The sequence below is a fragment of the Rhodococcus sp. NPDC060084 genome (assembly GCF_042730335.1).
Lineage (GTDB): Bacteria > Actinomycetota > Actinomycetes > Mycobacteriales > Mycobacteriaceae > Rhodococcus.
In genome coordinates this window covers 23923-44970 of the sequence record NZ_JBHWWX010000035.1, presented here as the reverse complement: position 1 = coordinate 44970, position 21048 = coordinate 23923, and the positions used below count along the sequence as shown (strand labels likewise).

The 21048-nt window shown below is 67.1% G+C and carries 20 protein-coding genes; all 20 read right to left on the bottom strand.

Annotated elements, in window-relative coordinates; genetic code table 11:
- Positions 1-45: 45 nt before the first annotated feature.
- Complete coding sequence (locus ACFWBU_RS16695; protein WP_169622788.1) at positions 46-2586, bottom strand: ATP-dependent Clp protease ATP-binding subunit; 2541 nt, start codon at positions 2584-2586, stop codon at positions 46-48.
- A 259-nt stretch (positions 2587-2845) separates the two neighbouring features.
- Positions 2846-4276: a phospholipase D-like domain-containing protein gene (locus tag ACFWBU_RS16690; RefSeq protein WP_378528772.1), complete on the bottom strand. Its 1431-nt coding sequence runs from the start codon at positions 4274-4276 to the stop codon at positions 2846-2848.
- Positions 4277-4428: 152 nt separating this feature from the next.
- Positions 4429-4788 (bottom strand): Lsr2 family protein, encoded by a 360-nt coding sequence (locus ACFWBU_RS16685; RefSeq protein WP_169622790.1) that lies wholly within the window; start codon positions 4786-4788, stop codon positions 4429-4431.
- Between the two features lie 100 nt (positions 4789-4888).
- Complete coding sequence (lysS, locus tag ACFWBU_RS16680) at positions 4889-6400, bottom strand: lysine--tRNA ligase (RefSeq protein ID WP_169622791.1); 1512 nt, start codon at positions 6398-6400, stop codon at positions 4889-4891.
- Positions 6401-6466: 66 nt separating this feature from the next.
- Positions 6467-6916 carry a rhodanese-like domain-containing protein gene (locus ACFWBU_RS16675; protein WP_378528771.1) on the bottom strand — a complete coding sequence of 150 codons (450 nt, stop codon included), beginning with the start codon at positions 6914-6916 and terminating at the stop codon, positions 6467-6469.
- 91 nt (positions 6917-7007) lie between these two features.
- Positions 7008-7838 carry a type III pantothenate kinase gene (locus tag ACFWBU_RS16670; RefSeq protein WP_169622793.1) on the bottom strand — a complete coding sequence of 277 codons (831 nt, stop codon included), beginning with the start codon at positions 7836-7838 and terminating at the stop codon, positions 7008-7010.
- Between the two features lie 2 nt (positions 7839-7840).
- Positions 7841-8278, bottom strand: a complete 438-nt coding sequence (gene panD / locus ACFWBU_RS16665) for an aspartate 1-decarboxylase (RefSeq protein ID WP_169622794.1) — start codon at positions 8276-8278, stop codon at positions 7841-7843.
- 37 nt (positions 8279-8315) lie between these two features.
- On the bottom strand, positions 8316-9254 hold the full coding sequence (gene panC, locus ACFWBU_RS16660; RefSeq protein WP_169653253.1) for a pantoate--beta-alanine ligase: 939 nt from the start codon (positions 9252-9254) through the stop codon (positions 8316-8318).
- Complete coding sequence (locus ACFWBU_RS16655; RefSeq protein ID WP_378528770.1) at positions 9247-10182, bottom strand: Rossmann-like and DUF2520 domain-containing protein; 936 nt, start codon at positions 10180-10182, stop codon at positions 9247-9249. The genes panC and ACFWBU_RS16655 overlap by 8 nt, the downstream gene beginning before the upstream one ends.
- A gap of 156 nt (positions 10183-10338) precedes the next feature.
- Complete coding sequence (locus ACFWBU_RS16650; protein ID WP_378528769.1) at positions 10339-11154, bottom strand: DUF6779 domain-containing protein; 816 nt, start codon at positions 11152-11154, stop codon at positions 10339-10341.
- Between the two features lie 98 nt (positions 11155-11252).
- Positions 11253-11726: a DUF3180 domain-containing protein gene (locus tag ACFWBU_RS16645; protein ID WP_169653251.1), complete on the bottom strand. Its 474-nt coding sequence runs from the start codon at positions 11724-11726 to the stop codon at positions 11253-11255.
- Complete coding sequence (folK, locus tag ACFWBU_RS16640; protein ID WP_378528768.1) at positions 11723-12262, bottom strand: 2-amino-4-hydroxy-6-hydroxymethyldihydropteridine diphosphokinase; 540 nt, start codon at positions 12260-12262, stop codon at positions 11723-11725. The genes ACFWBU_RS16645 and folK overlap by 4 nt, the downstream gene beginning before the upstream one ends.
- Entirely contained in the window at positions 12259-12627 is a 369-nt protein-coding gene (gene folB, locus ACFWBU_RS16635; protein ID WP_169622799.1) for a dihydroneopterin aldolase, read from the bottom strand. Before folB ends, folK begins: the two co-directional genes overlap by 4 nt.
- Positions 12624-13445, bottom strand: a complete 822-nt coding sequence (gene folP, locus ACFWBU_RS16630; RefSeq protein WP_378528776.1) for a dihydropteroate synthase — start codon at positions 13443-13445, stop codon at positions 12624-12626. Before folP ends, folB begins: the two co-directional genes overlap by 4 nt.
- 32 nt (positions 13446-13477) lie before the next feature.
- Positions 13478-14095 (bottom strand): GTP cyclohydrolase I FolE, encoded by a 618-nt coding sequence (folE, locus tag ACFWBU_RS16625; protein WP_206037364.1) that lies wholly within the window; start codon positions 14093-14095, stop codon positions 13478-13480.
- 74 nt (positions 14096-14169) lie between these two features.
- Positions 14170-16656 carry an ATP-dependent zinc metalloprotease FtsH gene (gene ftsH, locus ACFWBU_RS16620; protein WP_169622802.1) on the bottom strand — a complete coding sequence of 829 codons (2487 nt, stop codon included), beginning with the start codon at positions 16654-16656 and terminating at the stop codon, positions 14170-14172.
- 257 nt (positions 16657-16913) lie between these two features.
- Positions 16914-17468: a hypoxanthine phosphoribosyltransferase gene (hpt, locus tag ACFWBU_RS16615; protein ID WP_169622803.1), complete on the bottom strand. Its 555-nt coding sequence runs from the start codon at positions 17466-17468 to the stop codon at positions 16914-16916.
- Between the two features lie 20 nt (positions 17469-17488).
- Positions 17489-18532 carry a tRNA lysidine(34) synthetase TilS gene (gene tilS, locus ACFWBU_RS16610; protein ID WP_378528775.1) on the bottom strand — a complete coding sequence of 348 codons (1044 nt, stop codon included), beginning with the start codon at positions 18530-18532 and terminating at the stop codon, positions 17489-17491.
- Positions 18508-19539: a zinc-dependent metalloprotease gene (locus ACFWBU_RS16605; protein WP_378528767.1), complete on the bottom strand. Its 1032-nt coding sequence runs from the start codon at positions 19537-19539 to the stop codon at positions 18508-18510. The genes tilS and ACFWBU_RS16605 overlap by 25 nt, the downstream gene beginning before the upstream one ends.
- Positions 19536-20942, bottom strand: a complete 1407-nt coding sequence (dacB, locus tag ACFWBU_RS16600; protein WP_378528766.1) for a D-alanyl-D-alanine carboxypeptidase/D-alanyl-D-alanine-endopeptidase — start codon at positions 20940-20942, stop codon at positions 19536-19538. Before dacB ends, ACFWBU_RS16605 begins: the two co-directional genes overlap by 4 nt.
- Positions 20943-21048 lie beyond the last annotated feature (106 nt).

Genomic DNA, 21048 nt, shown 5'->3' with positions numbered 1-21048 from the left:
CCCGTACGGGTACCGCCCCTCGGCGTGTCTATCGGAACCGCGATGTCAGGCTTCCGGCTCCCCTTCGGGGGTCTTCGCCATGACGACCGCCGGGGTGTCGGGCACCTCGGCCGGCTTCTCGCTCGGCGTGAACGTGAACTTCGCGTTCTCGCCGGCGCCTTCGCCGTCCCAGTTCTCGACGTCGACGAGGACGATATGGCCGGAGCCGATCTCGCCGAACAGGATCTTCTCGGAGAGCTGATCCTCGATCTCGCGCTGGATGGTGCGGCGGAGCGGACGAGCGCCCAGGACCGGGTCGAATCCGCGCTTCGCGAGCAGCGACTTCGCCTTCTCGGTGAGCTCGATGCCCATGTCCTTGTTCTTCAGCTGCTTCTCCACGCGTCCGATCATCAGATCGACCATCTGGATGATCTGATCCTTCGTCAGCTGGTGGAAGACGATGATGTCGTCGATACGGTTGAGGAATTCGGGCCGGAAGTGCTTCTTGAGCTCGTCGTTGACCTTGTTCTTCATCCGCTCGTAGTTGGACCCGCTGTCGCTGCCGTGGGTGAAGCCCAGGCCGACAGCCTTCGAGATGTCCGACGTACCGAGGTTCGACGTGAAGATCAGCACCGTGTTCTTGAAGTCCACCGTGCGTCCCTGACCGTCGGTGAGACGACCGTCTTCGAGGACCTGCAGGAGCGTGTTGTAGATCTCCTGGTGGGCCTTCTCGATCTCGTCGAAGAGCACCACCGAGAACGGCTTGCGGCGCACCTTCTCGGTGAGCTGGCCGCCCTCTTCGTATCCGACGTAGCCGGGGGGCGCACCGAACAGACGCGACGCGGTGAACCGGTCGTGGAACTCACCCATGTCGATCTGGATGAGCGCGTCGTCCTCACCGAAGAGGAAGTTCGCCAGCGCCTTGGAGAGCTCGGTCTTACCGACACCGGACGGACCGGCGAAGATGAACGAACCGGACGGACGCTTCGGGTCCTTGAGCCCGGCACGCGTACGCCGGATCGCCTTCGCGACAGCCTTGACCGCGTCCTCCTGGCCGATGATCCGCTTGTGCAGCTCGTCTTCCATGCGGAGCAGACGGGTGGTCTCCTCCTCGGTGAGCTTGAACACGGGGATACCGGTCCAGTTCGCGAGAACCTCTGCGATCTGCTCCTCGTCGACCTCTGCGATCACGTCGAGGTCGCCCGCACGCCACTGCTTCTCACGCTCGGCACGCTGCGCGACGAGCTGCTTCTCCTTGTCGCGCAGGCTTGCAGCCTTTTCGAAGTCCTGCGCGTCGATCGCCGATTCCTTCTCGCGACGGGCGTCGGCGATCCGGTCGTCGAACTCGCGCAGGTCCGGCGGTGCGGTCATCCGGCGGATGCGCATGCGCGCGCCCGCCTCGTCGATGAGGTCGATCGCCTTGTCCGGCAGGAAGCGGTCGTTGATGTACCGGTCGGCGAGCGTCGCGGATGCGACGAGCGCCTTGTCGGTGATCGAGACGCGGTGGTGCGCCTCGTACCGGTCCCGGAGTCCCTTGAGGATCTCGATGGTGTGCTCGACCGTCGGCTCGCCGACCTGGACCGGCTGGAAGCGACGCTCGAGGGCGGCATCCTTCTCGATGTACTTGCGGTACTCGTCGAGGGTGGTCGCACCGATGGTCTGCAGCTCACCACGGGCGAGCTTCGGCTTCAGGATCGACGCGGCGTCGATCGCGCCTTCGGCGGCACCTGCGCCGACGAGCGTGTGCAGCTCGTCGATGAACAGGATGATGTCGCCGCGGCTGTTGATCTCCTTGAGCACCTTCTTGAGGCGTTCCTCGAAGTCACCGCGGTAACGGCTGCCGGCGACGAGCGAGCCCAGGTCGAGCGTGTAGAGCTGCTTGTCCTTGAGGGTCTCGGGGACCTCACCGTTCACGATGGCCTGCGCGAGGCCTTCGACGACGGCGGTCTTACCGACACCGGGCTCACCGATCAGCACCGGGTTGTTCTTGGTGCGGCGCGAGAGCACCTGCATGACCCGCTCGATTTCCTTGGCCCGGCCGATGACCGGATCGAGCTTGCCTTCGAGCGCGGCCTGCGTGAGGTTGCGGCCGAACTGATCGAGGACGAGGGATGTCGACGGGGTGCCGGACTCGCCGCGGCTCGTGCCGGATTCCGCGGGTTCCTTGCCCTGGTAACCGGAGAGCAGCTGGATGACCTGCTGCCGGACCCGGTTGAGGTCGGCGCCGAGCTTGACGAGGACCTGAGCGGCCACGCCTTCACCCTCGCGGATCAGCCCGAGCAGGATGTGCTCGGTACCGATGTAGTTGTGGCCGAGCTGCAGCGCTTCGCGCAGGCTCAGCTCGAGTACCTTCTTGGCACGCGGAGTGAAAGGAATATGCCCGGACGGTGCCTGCTGACCCTGGCCGATGATCTCTTCGACCTGGCTCCGGACACCTTCGAGGGAGATCCCCAACGACTCGAGAGACTTCGCCGCCACACCCTCACCCTCGTGGATGAGGCCGAGGAGGATGTGCTCCGTGCCGATGTAGTTGTGGTTGAGCATCCTGGCCTCTTCTTGAGCCAGGACAACGACGCGCCGCGCGCGATCGGTGAACCTTTCGAACATCGCACTCCCTCACACTCTCCGGCCGCAGAATCCGATACGCGATCGTCCCGGATCTCTGCTGCCGCTCTTAGCTCCGGCACTCGAGTCGTTCATCGGAACCGGTGAAGGTTCCACGTTCCCACTGCACACTCTAGTTGGCGTGGTATCGACCCGCTCTCCCTCTACCCTTCGGAGGTTGGGGAAAAACCCGGCTATAGGTTGTAACGCTGCACGTGGCAGATACGTTTCCGCAAGCTGTACGCCAGAAGCGAACAGGCCGTCAGCCTGCGAGGACGCGCTGTAGACGCCTTCCGAGGCTGCGCGGGGCACGCTCCGGGTCCGCGAGGCTGCTCTCGGCGAGCACGCTGTCCTCCCCATCCACGGTAGCGGGTTCGAAGGGACGCAGCGAACGGCCCGGCCCGCGGAAGCGCTCGACCGCCGCGAGCAGCGAGCCCCCGTCCGCCGTGGCTTCCTCGATTTTTCCGACGTCCACGCCGAGGTGCTCGGCGAGCAGCGTGTTGCGCAGGTCGACCGCGGCCCTGCCCACCCGGTCCCCGGGTTCTGCTGCTTCGATCGCGAGATCACACTCGGTGTCGAATCCCATGGAACGGTTGTTGAGGTTCGACGAACCGATTCGCAAGACGCTCTCGTCCATCACGACGACCTTCGCATGGACGTAGATCGGGTTGCCGCCCTCGGTCACCGGGTAGTACGCGCCGAAGCGGCCGTGCACGTCGGCGTCCCACAGCAGGTGGAGAAGAGCACGCCGGGCGCCGTCCATCGCCTTCTGTTCGAGCCAGCCGTCGGCGTTGCGCGGAAGTACGAGCACGATTTCGGGGCCGTCCGGTCCCTGCAGTCGCGCCGCGAGCGCCTCCGCGAGGGTGCGCGATGCCAGGTACTGGCTCTCCAGATACAGGGTGCTGCGTGTGTTCTCGATGATGGCGAGGTACAGCGCTTCGATCTCGTGGACGCCCTCCTGATCGCCGTACGTCGGCAACGTACGCGCGATCGAGACGTCGACGTCGCGCACGGTCGGCTCGAGTCCCTCGGGCCAGATCGGTTCGGTTCCTTCGACGGGTCCGAGTTCTTCGCCGGTAGCGGCCTTCCAGCGCGCTCGGGCCAGTTCGCCCAGCGCTCGCGCGGCCTCGCCGTCCACCGCAGTGGTGACGTCGTGCCACGGGCCGTAGCGCTTGCCGGTCGGTTCCCGGCGGTATCGGCTCCGGTCCGCGTGGTCGGAGGTGTCCCACCGATCGACGGTCATGTCGATTCCACCGCAGAACGCGATTTCGTCGTCGACGACGATGATCTTCTGGTGGTGTGCGGCACCCACCGGGTGCGCACCGTCGATCTCGAGGTGTAGCCGTGAGTCGGTGAACCAGTCGAGTACGAACACAGGCGTCATCCCACGGCCGAGGGCGCTGAAGGCCCCGATATTCCACTTCAGCAGATAGACCTCGAGGTCGGGACGGTGGCGCGGCAGCCACTTCAGAAAAGCGCCGAGCCTGTTCGGGCCCTCGAGGGTCTTGCCGTCCGGTTCGAATTGGATCCGGGTGTCGAAATCCCAGCCGATGAGTATGATCCGTTTTTTCGCGCTGAGCATCGCGGATTTCACGTGATGGAAATAGGTGGCGGCGTCGACGATCGAAGTAAGATTGGCCGCACGTGCGGTGCGCCAACACGTTTTTCCCGGCTCGAGCACTCTGTCAACCATCCTGCGAATCCTACTCCGGCACGGTTAGGTCCCCCAGAAATGTGTTGTGCAAAACAGAGGACCCCACACCGCCGGGTCCGAGCCCTGACGTGCACAGAGGCGCCGCCACCAGGTGACGACGCCCCCGCGGGATCACTCCTGCGTCGGAATTCCTAGTGGGCCTGGTTGTAAGCTTCCACGATTTCGGCGGAGATGCGGCCGCGCGCGGAGACCGGCCAATCGTTGTTCCGCGCCCATTCACGAATTGCGGCAGTCTGTTCACGATCCGAGCCGGCCCGTGCGGGCTTGCGCGTGGTGGGAGTGGTCGACGGACCGACCTTGCCGCGCTTGCGGCCCCCCACCTTTCGTGCGTGCTCGATCCAGAATTCCAACTGGTCGCGCAACTTGGCAGCATTCTCTTCGGACAGGTCGATCTCGTAGGTAACTCCATCGAGTCCGAACTCCACCGATTCATCTGCGGCCGTTTCCTGGTCCACATCGTCGATCAGAGTGACGGTGACCTTCTTTGCCATGTGTTGAGAATCCTCTCGAATGAAGAAAGCGGTCCCCCCCGGGACAGGACCACGATACCCCGGAATTAACCCATGGCAATACGAAACTCGGTGGGTGGAATTAACGCGTGGTCGGACGAACAATCGGAAACAGGATTGTTTCCCGGATTCCCAGGCCGGTCAGCGCCATCAGCAGACGGTCGATTCCCATTCCCGTCCCCGTCGTCGGCGGCATTCCCTGTTCCATGGCCGAGAGGAAATCTTCGTCGAGAACCATCGCCTCGTCGTCGCCGGCCGACGCGAGCCGCGCCTGATCGACGAAACGCTCACGCTGGATCACCGGATCCACGAGTTCCGAGTAACCCGTGGCGAGTTCGAAACCGCGAACGTAGAGATCCCATTTCTCGGTGACGCCCTTCACCGAGCGGTGATCGCGCGTGAGAGGCGATGTCTCCACCGGGAAATCACGCACGAAAGTCGGCGTGTACAACTGGTCGCCGCACATGTGCTCCCAGAGTTCCTCGACGAGCTTGCCGTGGCCCCAGCCCTTGCCCTCCGGAACCTCGAGACCGACACGTCCCGCGAGGGCCTTCAATTCGTCGACCGTGGTTTCCGGAGTCACCTCGGAGCCGATCGCCTGCGACAGAGACGGGTACATTTCGAGGGTCTTCCATTCACCGCCGAAGTCGTATTCGGTGCCGTCGGCCAGAGTGACCACATGGCTGCCGAACGCCGCCATCGCGACTTCCTGGATGACCTCGCGGATCATCTTCGCCGAATCGTCGTAGGTGCCGTACGCCTCGTAGGTTTCCAGCATCGAGAATTCGGGTGAGTGGGTGGAGTCCGCACCCTCGTTGCGGAAATTCCGGTTTATCTCGAAGACCTTCTCGATCCCACCGACGACGCAGCGCTTGAGGAACAACTCGGGAGCGATGCGCAGGAACAAGTCCATGTCGAGTGCGTTCGAATGGGTGACGAACGGCCGCGCGGCGGCACCACCGTGCAACGTCTGGAGCATCGGCGTCTCGACCTCGAGGAAATCGCGGCGCTCGAGAGCATTGCGCAGTTCGCGCACCACCGCGACCCGCATCCGCGCGTTCCGGCGGGCGTCGGGGCGGACGATGAGGTCGACGTAACGCTGACGAACGCGTGTCTCCTCGTTCATCTCCTTGTGCGCGACCGGCAGCGGGCGCAGCGCCTTCGACGCCATGCTCCAGGAGTCGGCCATGACGCTGAGTTCGCCGCGGCGCGAGCTGATGACCTCACCGTGGACGAACACGAAGTCGCCGAGGTCGGTCTCTGCCTTCCATGCCGCGAGAGCGTCTTCTCCCACACCGGCGAGACTGATCATGACCTGAAGCTGAGTGCCGTCGCCCTCCTGCAAGGTGGCGAAGCAGAGCTTGCCGGTGTTGCGGAGGAAGATGATGCGTCCGACCACGCCCACCTGTTCGCCGGTTGTGGCGTCGGGTTCGAGGTCGGGATACGCGGCGCGGATCTGCGCCAGGGTGTGTGTCCGGGGCACGACGACCGGATAGGCGTCCTTACCCTCCGCCAAGAGTCGTTCGCGCTTGTCGCGGCGGACCCGGATCTGCTCGGGGGTATCGTCGGGCTGCTGAACACTGGCATCACTCACGGGTAACCAGACTATCCGAAAGCCCTGGGCTTTTATCCCGCAGCTACCGCACCGCGTGCGGCAGAGTCAGTGTGCGGTGACGCGCGCCACGTCTTCGGCGACATGCCGGGCCACGGTGACCGCGTCGACGAGATTCGCCGATTTGACGGCGGCGTAACCGCCCACGAGCGCGGTTGCACCCCGCAGCCCGCGTCGGCGCAGGTCGAGCACGACACGGTCGGTGTCGGCACCGTATGCGGAGACAAGGATCCACTCCTTGTCGTAGCCGGTGGCCATTGCGAGGTGATTCGGGTGGGTGGGGTCGAGCCGCTCCGGCACGAGTGCCGCGTCGATCGCCAGCGCACCGGGCAATGTGCCCTGGGCGGCCCGTTCGGAATGCCGGCGGATGTCCACGACGACAGCGCCGCGCGCAACGGCCGCGGCGAGTTCGGTCGGATAGGTGCGTTCGACCGCCAGCGGAAACAGAGCGATGGGGGCAGAAGAAAGAGAAGCAGAATCGAGCAGCGCAGCGCGCATGAGAAATCTCCCAGGAAGTGTCGACAGTCGAGGCAGGCGTCAGCCTCGACAACACTCCTGGGCGCTCATGCAACGGATCACGGAAGCATCTTTACACAGAACCGCGTCCGGTGGAACCCGTGGCACGTGTAGCGCGTCTCACCTGATTACGTTCGAAGACCAGGCGCAGCCCTTCGAGGGTGAGATCGGGCTCGTGGTGCTCGAGCGTCCGCGATTCGGGCATGATCAACGGCGCGCTGTCTCCTGTCCCGATCACCGCGACGTCGTCGGCTCCGAATCCGGGCACCTCCGCGCACACCCGACGCACGAGACCGTCGACCATGCCGGCGAAACCGAAGACCGCGCCGGACTGCATGCACTCGACGGTGTTCTTCCCGAGAACGCCGCGGGGCCGGACCAATTCGACTTTCCGGAGCGCCGCGGACTGAGATGCCAGGGCGTCCATCGCGATTTCCACGCCGGGCGCGATGGCGCCACCGAGGAACTCGCCCTTGGCGGACACGACGTCGACACACGTGGATGTACCGAAGTCCACGATGACACACGGAGAGCCGTAGAAGTGATGGGCCGCAAGGCTGTTGACGATGCGGTCGGCGCCGACCTCTTTGGGGTTGTCGACGAGCAACGGCACTCCGGTCCGGACGCCCGGCTCGACGACCACGTGCGGCACCTGCGACCAGTAGCGCCCCAGCATGATCCGTAACTCGCGCAGCACCGACGGCACGGTGGACAACGCGGCGACGCCGGTGATCCGGTCGACGTCGTCACCGAGCAGTCCCCGGAAGAGCAGAGCCAGTTCGTCGGCTGTCATCTTCGGGTCCGTGCGCACGCGCCGGTCGCACAGCAGTTTCGAATGCGTCCCGCTGCCCGTGAAGACGCCCAGAACGATGTTGGTGTTCCGGACGTCGACGGCGAGGAGCATGTCTACACCAGGGACGGTGCGTCGAGTGTGGACAGCATCCGGGGGGTGATGAGACCGGATCCCTCGGGTGCGTGCGCCGGATCGTTGCCGAGTTCCACCGGACGATTGTCGGCATCGACGAACACGACGCTCGGGTTGTAGTCCTTGCATTCCTGCTCGTTCATCACGCCGTAGGCGATGAGAATGACCAGATCACCGGGACTGACCAGACGCGCCGCGGCACCGTTGATTCCGATGACGCCCGACCCGCGCTCCCCCGCGATCACATACGTCTCGAGACGGTTGCCGTTGTCGATGTCGACGATGCACACCTGCTCTCCCTCCAGCAGGTCCGCCGCGTCCATCAGGTCCTGATCGACGGTCACCGAACCGACGTAATGCAGGTCCGCATGGGTCACCGTGGCGCGGTGGATCTTCGACTTCATCATGGTGCGGAACATGTTCGTCCTCGGCTTCCTTCTGGTTTCGCGAACTCGGTCAGCGGGTCAACAGGTCGTCGGCGACGGTGGGATCTACCTGCCCGACCGCGCGTTCGAGAAACCCGGTACCGACGGCGACACCGACGTTGTCGATCAGCCGGGTGGTACCGAGTCGTGCGGCGACGAGCAACCGGCCGTCGCCTCGTTCGGGGGCGGGTCCGAGATCGGCGCCACGCACCTCGAGGTAGTCCACCTCGATCTCAGGAGCGGACGCGAGTACGTCTCGCGCTGCCGCCAGGATGGCGTCCGGTCCACCGGCAGCCGCGTGTGCGCCGGCGACGAGCGCAGCCGACAGCGTGGTTGCGATCTCGCGCTCCTGCTCGGAGAGGTAGCGGTTGCGCGAGGACAGGGCGAGCCCGTCGGCCTCACGGACGGTGGGCACACCCACGATCCGAACATCGAAGTTCAGGTCTGTCACCATCTGCCGGATCAACGCCAGTTGCTGGTAGTCCTTCTCCCCGAAGTACGCGGAGTTGGGCGCGACGATCTGCAGCAGTTTGGCGACAACGGTGAGCATGCCGGCGAAATGGCCGGGCCGCGAAGCACCTTCGAGTTCCGAACCGAGCGGGCCCGGGTGGATCGTGGTGCGCGGTCCGTTCGGGTACATCGCCGTAGCCGTGGGAGCGAACACGAGTTCCACGCCGGCATCCCGGAGCAGTTCGAGGTCTGCGTCGAGCGTGCGGGGGTAGGCATCGAGATCCTCGCCGGGACCGAACTGAAGGGGGTTGACGAAGATCGACACGACGACCACCGCGCCCGTGAGCTTCGCCTGCTTCACCAGTTCCAGGTGCCCGGAGTGCAGCGCACCCATCGTGGGTACGAGTGCGACCGTCCGGCCCACACTGCGCAACGCCTTGGTGACCTTTCTCAGGTCCTCGGGATTGTGGTGCACGGTGGTTTCTCCACGCACGTAACCGCCCTGTCGCGCTTCACTCACCGTGATCAGCCCTTTCGAGAATTTCCATCAGTTCCGGCTTCGAGCCGGTGCGCTGCGCCGACCGCAGCGACATAGCGCGGTACCCCGCCGCGATCTGCGGGTCGGCATCGTCGAGTACCTGCAGGTGTGTAGCGACCGTGTCCGCGTCGCCGCGGGCCACCGGACCCGTGAGCGCGGACGGTCCTCGCCGCAGCACGTTGTCCAACGCGGCGGTGAGCAGAGGTTGAAGGACTCGTTCGGCGACTCCGCCCGGTGCACCGTCCACGATCTGCTGACCGAGCAACTCGTCACCGGCGAGCGCGACTCGCAGCGCTTCGACTGCGTCGGCGACAAGCGTGACCAGGTGGTTGCTGCCGTGGGCAAGCGCTGCGTGATAGAGCGGCCGCATCTGCTCGGAGACCCGGACCGGTTCGCCACCGATCTCGAGGACGAGTGCCTGCGCGATCGCGTAGCCGATCTCGTCGGCTGCGGTGATGCCGAAACAGGTGGACGCGAGGCGGGCGGTGTCTTCGTCGTGCCCGGTGAACGTCATCGCGGGGTGAACCGCGAGCGGCACTGCGCCCTGCTCCGCGAGCGGCGCGAGAATATTGATGCCGTGGGCACCGGATACGTGCAGGACGATCGTGCCCGGCTTGACGACGGAGGTGGCGGCCAGTCCTGCCACCAGCGATTCGAGTTCGGTGTCCGGAACGGCGAGGAGAAGCAGATTGCAGCGGCCGGCGACCTCGTCGACGGGCAGTATCTCGGAGTCTGGAAGGCGAACACTCGCGCGATGCTTCGAGACCTCGGACACCGCCGAACAGGCCACGACCACGTGGCCGACGCGCTCGAGCGCCGCGCCCAGTGCGGTGCCCACGCGACCTGCGGAAACGACACCGACCGATAGGCGGGCAGGCGCAGGCGCGTTGGTGATCCCGAAGGAATTCACGGGAGTCCTCTCATTCGTTCCAGTCCCGCTCAGCGGGTACCGGACGTTCGCCCGACAATAGCGCGCTGCGCTCGGCGCCCGCCACGACGGAAAGGAGTGATCTGCGCCTCACCCGGCTGTGACCAGCCGGTACCGTCCCGCGACGTGGCGCGCGGATCAGCGTTCGGACGAGAGTGCGGCGAGAATTTCCGCGACGCTCCGGCCCTCGGAATGGGCACCCTCCGCGCGGCGGCGGCCGCGTCGGCCGGTCGGGGGCTCGGCCGCTGCGGTGTGCACATCGGCAGGCTGCGGGCGCACCCCGGTGGGCTGTGCCTGGGTGGGCGGTGTCTCGGCGGGCGGTGCCTGGGTGGGCAGTGTCTCGGCAGGCGGTGTCCCGGCAGGCGGTGTCTCGGCGCGCTCCTCCGGCGAGCCCACCGTGATCGTCTCCGCTGTGAGCGGCTCGTCGTCGGGCGACGCAAACGCCGGTCCGGACGGTCGCGGCGCCGTGACACGTGTCGTGGCGTCGAGTTCGCGCCGACGATCCGCCTGCCCTCCGAGTGCCACGTTCTCGTCGGGAAGCCGACCGTCGAACAGCACTTCGAGATTGCGGCGAAGTGTCGCGAGCTCATGACGCAGCGCTGCCATTTCTTCGGCGTCGATGCGCAGGTCCGACCGAACCTTTTCCTCGACCGTCAGTTCGTACTCGCGGCGCGCGGAGATCTCGCGTTCGAGCTGAAGGTCGTACACCGTCTTGAGGTCGTCGACCTTGGCCTTTTCCAGCGCCGACTCGCGGCGGTACTTGGTCATCGCAATCGCGCCGACGGTGGCCGCCCACAGTGCCACGACCACCGCGATACGCAGAACCTGCACGCTGTCGCTGACAACCAACAGCAGGGACGCGATCATGGCCAAGGCAAGCAAACCGGCGACGATCATGGATCCGGTACTGCGCCACGGACGACGATTTCTGTTCTCTCGTCCCGGGGAAACCATACTTACCAGACTACGTGTCTTCCCAGGTCGAACCAGCGATGCCCGCCCGTCTCAGCGAAATCCGTTCGGCGGCACGGATCGTCCCGCCACAGCGGCCGTCAGGTCGCGGGCTCGTTCGGCTCGTCGGGGTCCTCCGGTGCCTTGCAACAGTATTCGAGCCACAGCGCAGCAGCCACAAGAGCCACACCGGCAACTGCCCCGACGACTGCGCCGGACGTGTCTTCCATGGCGGCGCGGACTTCGGCGCGCTCCGGCAGAAGGAAGAGCAGGAATCCGGCCCATACGCCCGTACTGGCCGCTCCGACGAGCGCGGACGCCTTCGCCAGGGCGACGGAACGCGCAACCGTGATCGGGTGGATCCGGCCGGGGCCCTCCCCGATCTCGTGCTTACCGACCCGCGAACGGATGACGAACGCGAGGACCACCTCGATCACCGCCGCCACGTACAGCGACGCTCCGGCATATACCGGGATGGCCGGCAGAGAGCCGTACAGCGTGCGCACGAGCAACCAGGTGATGACCGCCGCCAGCACGGCCAGCGCGAGCAGATCGCGAACCCGGGTCGGTTTCATCGTGCCTGTTCCCCCACGCCGGTGCCGGTCAAGTTCAGATCGGTGCGGTGCACGCCGTCACGCTCCGCCGCCTCGAGTCCGTCGAGCCAGTCGTCGACACGGCGGGTCTCCCCTTCCACGGTGAGCACCGCGTCGGGTTCCACGTCGAGCCACGGCACGAGCACGAAGGCCCTCTGGTGTGCCCGCGGGTGTGGGAGCGTCAACTCGGGATCGTCGCTGAGCACCTCTCCGTCGCCCGCGTCGCACGACACGACGTCGACGTCGAGGCTGCGCGGACCCCACCGCTCGAGGCGTACCCGCTCGGCCGCCGCTTCGCATTCGCGGCCGAACCGCAACCAGTCGTCCGGTGCGAAAGCGGCGTCCTCCGCGACGATCACCGCGTTGAGAAAGTCCTGTTGCTCGACGCCGCCCCAGGGCGCCGTCGAATACACCGCGGAGACGGCCACGGCACGCCGTCCCAGTGCCTCGACGACCGAGCGCAGATGCGCCTCGCGGTCGCCGATGTTGGACCCGATCGACAGCACGGCCCGGCTCACGACACGCTCCGGGTCCGATCGACCACCACGGCGACGTCCGAGAACGTCAGCGGTATCGGCGCCGACGGCTTGTGGAGCGTGACTTCTACGCGCGACACCCGTGGGTCGGCGAGCACGCCGTCGGCGATTTCCCCGGCCACTGTCTCGATGAGGTCGCGTCCCGGGCCGGCGATGACGGCGGCGGCGGCTTCGGCGAGTTCGCCGTAGTGCAGCGTGTCGGCGAGATCGTCGCTCGCCGCAGCCGGAGCGAGGTCGAGCCACGCCACGATGTCGACGAGAAAATCCTGTCCGTCACGCTTCTCGTGGTCGAACACTCCGTGGGTGCCGCGGACCCGTAGTCCCCGCAGTTCGATCCGGTCGCTCATACGTGCATCCTCTCCGCACCGCCGTGCTGCCATGCCCGAACCACCGCGAGCGCGTCACGCGAAGCCTGCACGTCGTGCACGCGCACTCCCCACGCGCCGTGGGTCGCGGCGAGCGCCGACACCACGGCCGTCGCGACTTCACGACCCGCGGGCGGACGCACTGCGCCGTCGGGTGACGCGAGCAAGGATCCGAGGAAGCGCTTGCGGGAGGCACCGATCAGCACGGGAAAACCGAGCGCGTTCAGCTCCGGAAGGCCGTGGAGGAGTTGCCAGTTGTGGTCCGGTTGCTTCACGAATCCGAGTCCGGGGTCGAGAACGATCTTCGACGGGTCGACGCCCGCGGCGACGGCGACGTCGACCTGGGTGAGCAGCTCGTCGCGCACCTCGGTCACCACGTCGTCGTAATGCGCGGACCCACCCGCGTGGACGAACCCACCGGTGGGACGCCAGTGCATGAGGATCCACGGCACGCCCGCGGACGCCACCACCGACGCCATGTCGCTGTCGGCGCGCCCGCCGGACACATCGTTGACGATCGTCACACCCGCGGTGATCGCGGCCTCGGCGACCGACGCGCGCATCGTGTCGACACTCGTACGGATGCCTTCCGCCGTGAGAGCTTCGATGACCGGCGTGACTCGATCCGCCTCGACCTGGGGATCGATGCGCATCGCGCCGGGACGTGTCGATTCGCCTCCGACGTCGACGATGTCGACGCCGAGGTCACGGAGTTCGAGTCCGCGTGCGATGGCCGACTCGCGGTCGAGATAGCGCCCGCCGTCCGAAAACGAATCGCTGGTCACGTTGAGTACGCCCATCACGATCGGCCGCTGCTCGGCCTCGAACACGCTCACCGGCGCAGGATGAGGTCCAGGGCCTCGGCGCGCGACGCCGAACTCGTCTGGAGCAATCCACGTACAGCCGACGTGGTCGTGCTCGCCCCGGGCTTCCGGATGCCGCGCATCGCCATGCAGAGATGTTCGGCCTCCACGACGACGATCACTCCGCGCGGCTCGAGCTTGCGCACCAGTGCGTCGGCGATCTGACTGGTGAGGCGCTCCTGCACCTGCGGGCGCTTCGCGTAGAGGTCGACCACGCGTGCGAGCTTCGACAGACCCGTGACGCGACCGGTCGGGCCGGGAATGTAGCCGACGTGCGCGACGCCGTGGAAGGACACCAGGTGGTGTTCACACGTCGAGTACATCGGGATGTCGCGCACCAGCACGAGTTCCCGGTGTCCCTCGTCGAAAGTGGTGTTGAGAACCTCGTCGGGGTTGGTGAACAGGCCCGCGAACACCTCGCGATATGCCCGTGCAACGCGCGCCGGGGTGTCGCGCAGACCTTCCCGTTCAGGATCCTCGCCCACGGCGATGAGCAGTTCCCGCACGGCCGCCTCGGCGCGTGGCTGGTCGAAAACTCGCCCCGCCTCCACACTCAGCGTCTGCGACACCACGTCATCGTCGTCCATACCGGAACCCGCTGCGGTACCCACGTGATCAACCGACACCCGCCAGTCCTCCACTCTTGAAGTTGCTCGTCGTCTCAACGCTGGCCGGACGGCCCTTCCCACGGCTGCGTGGGTGGCGGTTCGGGGGTCGGATGTCCCTCGTCCCGTTGTTCATCGGAGTTGTCGGATCCCGTGCGGGTCCAATCGGGGTAACCGCCCCGGAAGGTTCCGCGCTCGTCCTGCTGTTCCTCCGGCGGCCAGCCCGGTGCCGACCAGCCGGCGGGGGCGCCGTAATCGGGTCGGGTCGCGTGCCGGGGTCCACCCGGGTACGGCGCCGGCGGGAATCCGGGCAGCGGCTCGGACGCCGGGATCGGCTGAGGCTGAGGCCGGCCGTACCCGTTTCCGGGAGCCGACGGCTGGTACTGCGGCTCCGCGGGCGCGGCGCCGGGGTACTGCGGCTGGGCACCCGGGTACTGGGGCTGCGCCGACTGCGGCTGCGCCGGCTGGGGCGCACCCGGGTACTGCGGCTGCCGGTCGTCGCCGTGCTGCGGCCGACCGTTGGAGCCGTGCGGGTCCGGCTGGTGCTGCGGCTGCTGGTGCTGCGGCTGCGGCTGCGGCGGCTTCGTCAGGCTCGGCGGCTCCGCCGGCCACGGCTCGCCACGCTCTTCTGCGAGTTCGCGCGGCGTCTTGATCGGCGGCTTGTCGGACGGGATACGGTCACCGAAATCGTTGAACGCGGTGATGCGCGGGCGCTTGTGGACATCGGCGAGAATCCGCTCGAGGTCCTTGCGGGTGAGCGTCTCGTGCTCGAGCAACTCGCCCGCGAGCACGTCGAGGACGTCGCGGTACTCGTTGAGAATCGACCATGCCTCGGTGTGCGCAGCCTCGATGAGGTTGCGGACCTCTTCGTCGATCTCGCGGGCCACCTCGTGCGAGTAGTCGGTCTGGTTCCCCATCGACCGTCCGAGGAACGGGTCGCCCTGCTCCTGGCCGTAATGGACGGCGCCGAGCTTCGCGCTCATGCCGTACTCGGTGACCATCGCGCGGGCGATCTTCGTCGCCTGATCGATGTCCGACGAAGCACCGGTGGTGGGCTCGCGGAAGATCAGCTCTTCGGCGGCGCGGCCACCCATCGCCATGACCAGGCGCGCGATCATCTCGGACCGGGTCATCAGGCCCTTGTCGTCCTCGGGCACCGTCATGGCGTGCCCGCCCGTGCGCCCACGGGCCAGAATCGTGACCTTGTACACCGGCTCGATGTCGGGCATCGCCCACGCGGCGAGCGTGTGACCGCCCTCGTGGTACGCGGTGATCTTCTTCTCGTATTCGCTGATGATGCGGCTCTTGCGGCGCGGCCCGCCGATCACGCGGTCCACGGCCTCTTCGAGCGTCGCCTCGGTGATGACCGTGCCGTTCTCGCGGGCGGTGAGCAGGGCTGCTTCGTTCACGACGTTCGCCAGGTCGGCACCGGACATGCCCACGGTGCGCTTGGCGAGACCGCCGAGGTCGGCGTTCGGGTCGATCGGCTTGCCCTTGGAATGCACCGCGAGGATCGCGCGGCGACCGGCGAGATCCGGATTGCTCACCGGGATCTGACGGTCGAAACGACCTGGGCGCAGCAACGCGGGGTCGAGGATGTCGGGCCGGTTGGTGGCGGCCATGACGATGATGCCGGAGCGGTCACCGAAGCCGTCCATCTCGACGAGCAGCTGGTTGAGAGTCTGTTCGCGCTCGTCGTGGCCACCGCCGAGGCCCGCACCACGCTGACGGCCGACGGCGTCGATCTCGTCGACGAAGATGATGCAGGGCGCGTTCTGCTTGGCCTGCTCGAACAGGTCGCGCACGCGGGAGGCACCGACGCCGACGAACATCTCGACGAAGTCCGAACCGGAGATCGTGAAGAACGGCACGCCGGCCTCGCCTGCGACAGCGCGCGCGAGCAGCGTCTTACCCGTGCCGGGAGGGCCGTACAGCAGCACGCCCTTCGGAATCTTGGCGCCGAGCGCCTGGTACCGGCTCGGGTTCTGCAGGAAGTCCTTGATCTCGTACAGCTCTTCGACGGCCTCGTTCGCACCCGCGACGTCGTTGAACGTCGTCTTGGGCATGTCCTTGGTCAGCTGCTTGGCACGAGACTTGCCGAAGCCCATCATCCCGCCGCGGCCACCGCCCTGCATACGGCTCATGACGAGGAAGAACACCACCAGCAGGATGGCCATCGGCACCACGAACAGCAGGATCGACGTCAGCCAGCTCTCCTGGGTGACCTGCGTGTTGTACTTCGGCACGCCGGAATCACCGACCAGATCGAAGATCTGCTCCGATGCCGACGCGGGGTACTTCGCGATGATCTCGGTACTGCCCTCGGTCGCATCGTCGCCGTTGTTCAGCCACAACCGGAGCTGCTGCTCACGGTCGTCGATGCGCGCCTCGCTGACGTTTTTCGCCTCGAGCTGGGAGATCGCGACAGACGTGTCCACCTTCGTGAAGCCGCGCGTGTCGTCGCCGAAGTAGCTGAAGGCGTAGATGACCAACAGGATGCCGGCGACAATCGCCAGATTACGGAACACTGTCTTGCGGTTCATACAGGTTCGGCCCGGCCGGCCGGTCCTTTCGATAGTGACGTCATCGGTGTCGTGTCGAGGGCGCTACACCCGGTGCGGTCGCGGTTTCGCGAGCAGTGACCAACCAGGCACCGCAAGGTTACCGCGTGACGACGAACCGCCGCGGAGTCGCAGCAGGTCGTTCGAACAGACAACGAACCGGCGGTGTCCCTTGTTCCCACCCACAGCGAGGCTGCGGACGGTTCATCTGCGGCGTCTGCACTCCCACCGCGCAGGTGTCAGCTGCTGTAGACCTTCGGGTGGAGAGTGCCGATGTAGGGCAGGTCCCGGTACCGCTCGTCGTAGTCGAGTCCGTACCCGACGACGAACTCGTTGGGGATGTCGAAGCCGACGTCCTTGACCTCGACGTCGATCTTCTGGGCGTCGGGCTTGCGCAGCAGGGTGACGACCTCGAGCGACGCCGGGTTGCGCGTCGACAGGTTGCGGATCAGCCAGGACAGCGTCAGACCCGAGTCGATGATGTCCTCGACGATCAGGACGTTGCGGCCGGCGATGTCCTTGTCGAGGTCCTTGAGAATCCGGACCACACCGGAGGACGAGGTCGAGGAACCGTACGAGCTCACCGCCATGAATTCCATCTGGGCCGGGATCGGCAGGGCTCGGGCGAAGTCGGTCATGAAGAAGATCGCGCCTTTGAGCACACCGATGAGCAGGAGATCACCCTCCGGGGCGCCCTCGGGGTATCGCTCCGCAATCGAGGCTGCCAGTTCGGCCGTCCGCTCTGCGATCTGCTCCTCGGAGATCAGCACCGAGGCAATGTCACCTTCGTACACCGGGTTCTACCCACCTTCCGTCAGTCGTCCGCGCACCGCTGCTGGTCGACGAACTCCATACTCAGCCTGCCACGCCGACGCAGCACCACCAACCTGGTCCCCGCTCCCGGACCCCGGCCCACCGCGACGGGCCCCTGCCCGTGCCAGAGCACCACCAGATCGTCGATTGCGCGCAGCGACTTGTCGTTCGGCGCGGGTGCACCGCGTCCGAGCAGCCACAAGCGAACCGCCCGGCGGCGGACCGCGGCGGGTGCATCGGTGAGCACCGTCACATCGAGTGAGCAGTCGGCCGCGGGCTCGCGCGGGGTCGCGGCACGGGCCAGCAGGCCGGCAGCCGCTTCGTCGAGCGCCTCCCCGTCGTCCCGAAGTTGCGCGGCGGTGCGAGCGAGCGCCGCGGCGACTCCGCCACCGAGGATCTCCTCGAGCATCGGGAGGGCCTCGGTCCGCAATCGGACGCGAGTGAATCGCGGGTCCGCGTTGTGGGGATCCTCGTACGGGAGGTAACCGAGTTCGCCGCATGCGCGCCGGGTGACGCTTCTCCGTACGCCGAGCAGGGGTCTCCCCCACGGGGCGTCGAACGGCGCCATTCCGCAGATCGAGCGAAGCCCCGAACCGCGGCCGAGACCGAGGAGGACCGTCTCGGCTTGGTCGTCGAGAGTGTGGCCGAGCAGGACCGGCATTCCGCCGCGCGCCTCGTCGAGGGCCCTGTACCGGGCGGTACGAGCAGCCGCCTCCAGCCCTCCGGGGCCGGTAACGTCCACGGCCACCACCCGGACGGAGGCGCACCCACGCGCACGCGCGAAATCGGCGGCGCGCGCGGCGACGTCCGACGAGCCCTCTTGCAGACGATGGTCGACGACGACGGCGTGCACCTCGTCGGCCTCGGCCACGGCCGCCGCTGTCAGCGCTGCGGAGTCGGCGCCACCGGACAGCGCGACGGCCACCGCGCGCACGTCGTGCGTGGACAGCCAGGCGCGCACCGCCAGCCGGACCTCGTGGATTGCGGGCAGTTCGGGCAGTCGCGGAGCGGGCGGCACGGTCAGCCCAGCACCCGTGCGATCCAGGCGTCCGGGTGATCGATCTCCGTGAGGGTCGGGAGCGCGTCGGGGCCGGACCACACCGCGTTGAACTGCGCCATGCCGGCCTTCGCGACGACGGCGTCGACGAACCTCTTGCCGTGCACGTACTGCGCCATCTTCGCGTCCACGCCGAGAACGACGCGGATCACGCGGTGGATCGGGTTTCCGTTGCGGCGACGCCGGCTGTCGAACGCACGGCGGATCCGTGCCACCGACGGAACGACGGACGGCCCCACCCCGTCCATGACGTGATCGGCGTGGCCTTCGAGCAGCGTTCCGAGCGCCAGCATCCGGTCGAGCGATTCGCGTTGCGGTTCCGCCTGCGTGGCACGCAGCAGTCCGACCATGCCGCGTTGCGACATCGGCTTCTCGCCCGGAGTGCGCAGATCGCGGGCGGCGGCCACGAACCTGCTCACGACCTCACCCATCGGCTCGTCGACCGCTGCCGTGAGTTCGGCGGTGGACTCGCGCATGATGTCCGCCATCCAGGGAGCCTGCTCGAACTGCACGCGGTGGGTGACCTCGTGCAGACACACCCACAGGCGGAAGTCCGAGGTCGGCACCTTCAGTGCGCGCTCGACGGCGACGACGTTGGGTGCGACGAGCAGCAGCGTGCGCGAGAACGGGTCGTACTGACCGAGGACGGCCGACGCGAGGTACGCGAGCATCGCGCCTGCCTGCGCGCCCGCGGGCTTACCGAGCCAGCTCCCGCTCCGGTCGGACCCGGTGAGGTCCGCCATCGACTCCGCCGCGGCCCGCACCCAGTCGGGGCGATCCACGACGCGCGCGGGCGGCGGCACCGTCCCGTCGCCCATCCCGGTCTGCTCACGCACCGGGCCTTCGGCGCGCTCCGCCGCCGCGTACAGCTCCTCGATGGCGGCGTCACGGGTATACCCCGACATCGCGGGGCCGGAGCGCGTGAGCCGGGCACCGACACCCGCCGCGAACTCCCAGTCGATCGCGTCGCCGATGCCCCGCTCCTGTTCGCTCATCGGCAGCCGCATCCCCGGAGTACGGCCGCGACGTCGTCCAGCGCGGGTCGTGCTTCGTTGGGGAACCGATCGTTCGACATGAGTGCGAACGTCAGTACCCGGCCATCGACGTCCACGACGTATCCCGTAAGCCCGCTCACAAGACTCAGTGTGCCTGTTTTCGCGCGGACCCACCCGGCTCCGGCACGGGCAGTGGTGCCGTAGCGGTCGCTGAGCGTGCCGGTGGCACCCGCGACCGGCAGGTAATCGAGCATCGGACGCAGGGCCGGAGCGTCCGGGCCGGCGGCGCGCGCGACGATCGAGTCGAGGACCCGCGCCGGGATGCGGTTGTCGAGGGACAGGCCGCTGAGGTCCTGAAGCGTGACTCCGGAGGTGTCGATCCCGGCGCCCTGAAGAGTGCGGGTCACAGCTTCGACGGCACCGGTGAACGTGGGCGCGCTACCCGACGAGATCGCGATTTCCCGTCCGATGGTTTCGGCGAGCACGTTGTCGGAATGCTGCACCATTTGTTCCAGTCGTGTCCGCAGCGGTGCGGACTGAACCGATGCCATGGGCGCTGTACCCGGTGAGGCCGTCCCGATCGTGACCTTCTCGGGATCGGCGCCGAGTGCGGCGGCGAGCGCTCGCCCGGCGTCGAGCGCAGGAGTAGCCGAACGCGGCGACTCGTCTTCGAGCGGCCGCAGGCGTCCCCCGTCGAGCATCACCGGTTCGATGGGTGCGACGAACCCGTCCCCGACATCGGTGGCGTCCCATCCGACCGCGAGCGGGTCTCCGCTGAAGATCCCGACATCGACGACCACGGTGTCGACGACGGCTCCGCTGCGCTGGATTTGCTGCGCGAGATCGGCGATGCGGGGACCACCGGGGTAGAAACCGTCTTCGCCGACGGGCTGAGCGGTGAGGGTGGGGTCGCCACCCGCGACGAGGACGATCTCGCCGGGACGGGAGCCCTCGACCACCCGCGTCGTGATGCGGTGATCGCTGGGCAGGCCGAGCAACGCGGCCGCGGTGGTGAGGATCTTCGTCGTGGATGCGGGTGTCATCGGCCGGTCCGGGTCCTGGGACCACAGGACGGTCCCGGTGGCCGCATCGGTGACCGATCCGGTGAACGATCCGAGCGCCGGGTTCTTCACGGCTGCGTCGAGCGCGGCGGCCAGGGCCGCGGGGACCGGAGCCGGGGCATCGTCCGCCACCGGCGCGACCGCGGGGTCCGCGACGACCGGTGCGGGAGCGGGCGCGATCGTCGCGCTGGCAGTGGTGCGCACGTCGTAGACGGCAAATGCGCCGCCCACGACGAGTGCGAGAAAACCGGCGGCCCAGATACCGAACAGGATCCGGATGTTCCGGCGCCGACGTGTGACCAACGAACCCTGCTTCTTGATCTTTTCCTGCCCCGCCAACACGCCTCCGCTGTGTCCTGCACACTCGCGCCCTGGTGGCCGCCTTCGTGGTCCGGTACCTGCGTCGTCCAGACTAGCGCCGCGCCCGTTATCCTTTCTCCGGACCATC

Coding starts and splice junctions, on each gene's coding strand:
- ACFWBU_RS16650 (WP_378528769.1), bottom strand. CDS start 11,154: ATGGTTTCCCCGGGACGAGAGAACAGAAATCGTCGTCCGTGGCGCAGT.
- folB (WP_169622799.1), bottom strand. CDS start 12,627: ATGAGCGACCGGATCGAACTGCGGGGACTACGGGTCCGCGGCACCCAC.
- ACFWBU_RS16675 (WP_378528771.1), bottom strand. CDS start 6,916: ATGCGCGCTGCGCTGCTCGATTCTGCTTCTCTTTCTTCTGCCCCCATC.
- panD (WP_169622794.1), bottom strand. CDS start 8,278: ATGTTCCGCACCATGATGAAGTCGAAGATCCACCGCGCCACGGTGACC.
- ACFWBU_RS16695 (WP_169622788.1), bottom strand. CDS start 2,586: ATGTTCGAAAGGTTCACCGATCGCGCGCGGCGCGTCGTTGTCCTGGCT.
- ACFWBU_RS16685 (WP_169622790.1), bottom strand. CDS start 4,788: ATGGCAAAGAAGGTCACCGTCACTCTGATCGACGATGTGGACCAGGAA.
- ACFWBU_RS16645 (WP_169653251.1), bottom strand. CDS start 11,726: ATGAAACCGACCCGGGTTCGCGATCTGCTCGCGCTGGCCGTGCTGGCG.
- ACFWBU_RS16690 (WP_378528772.1), bottom strand. CDS start 4,276: ATGGTTGACAGAGTGCTCGAGCCGGGAAAAACGTGTTGGCGCACCGCA.
- ACFWBU_RS16605 (WP_378528767.1), bottom strand. CDS start 19,539: ATGAGCGAACAGGAGCGGGGCATCGGCGACGCGATCGACTGGGAGTTC.
- folP (WP_378528776.1), bottom strand. CDS start 13,445: ATGGGCGTACTCAACGTGACCAGCGATTCGTTTTCGGACGGCGGGCGC.
- ACFWBU_RS16670 (WP_169622793.1), bottom strand. CDS start 7,838: ATGCTCCTCGCCGTCGACGTCCGGAACACCAACATCGTTCTGGGCGTC.
- folE (WP_206037364.1), bottom strand. CDS start 14,095: ATGGACGACGATGACGTGGTGTCGCAGACGCTGAGTGTGGAGGCGGGG.
- ftsH (WP_169622802.1), bottom strand. CDS start 16,656: ATGAACCGCAAGACAGTGTTCCGTAATCTGGCGATTGTCGCCGGCATC.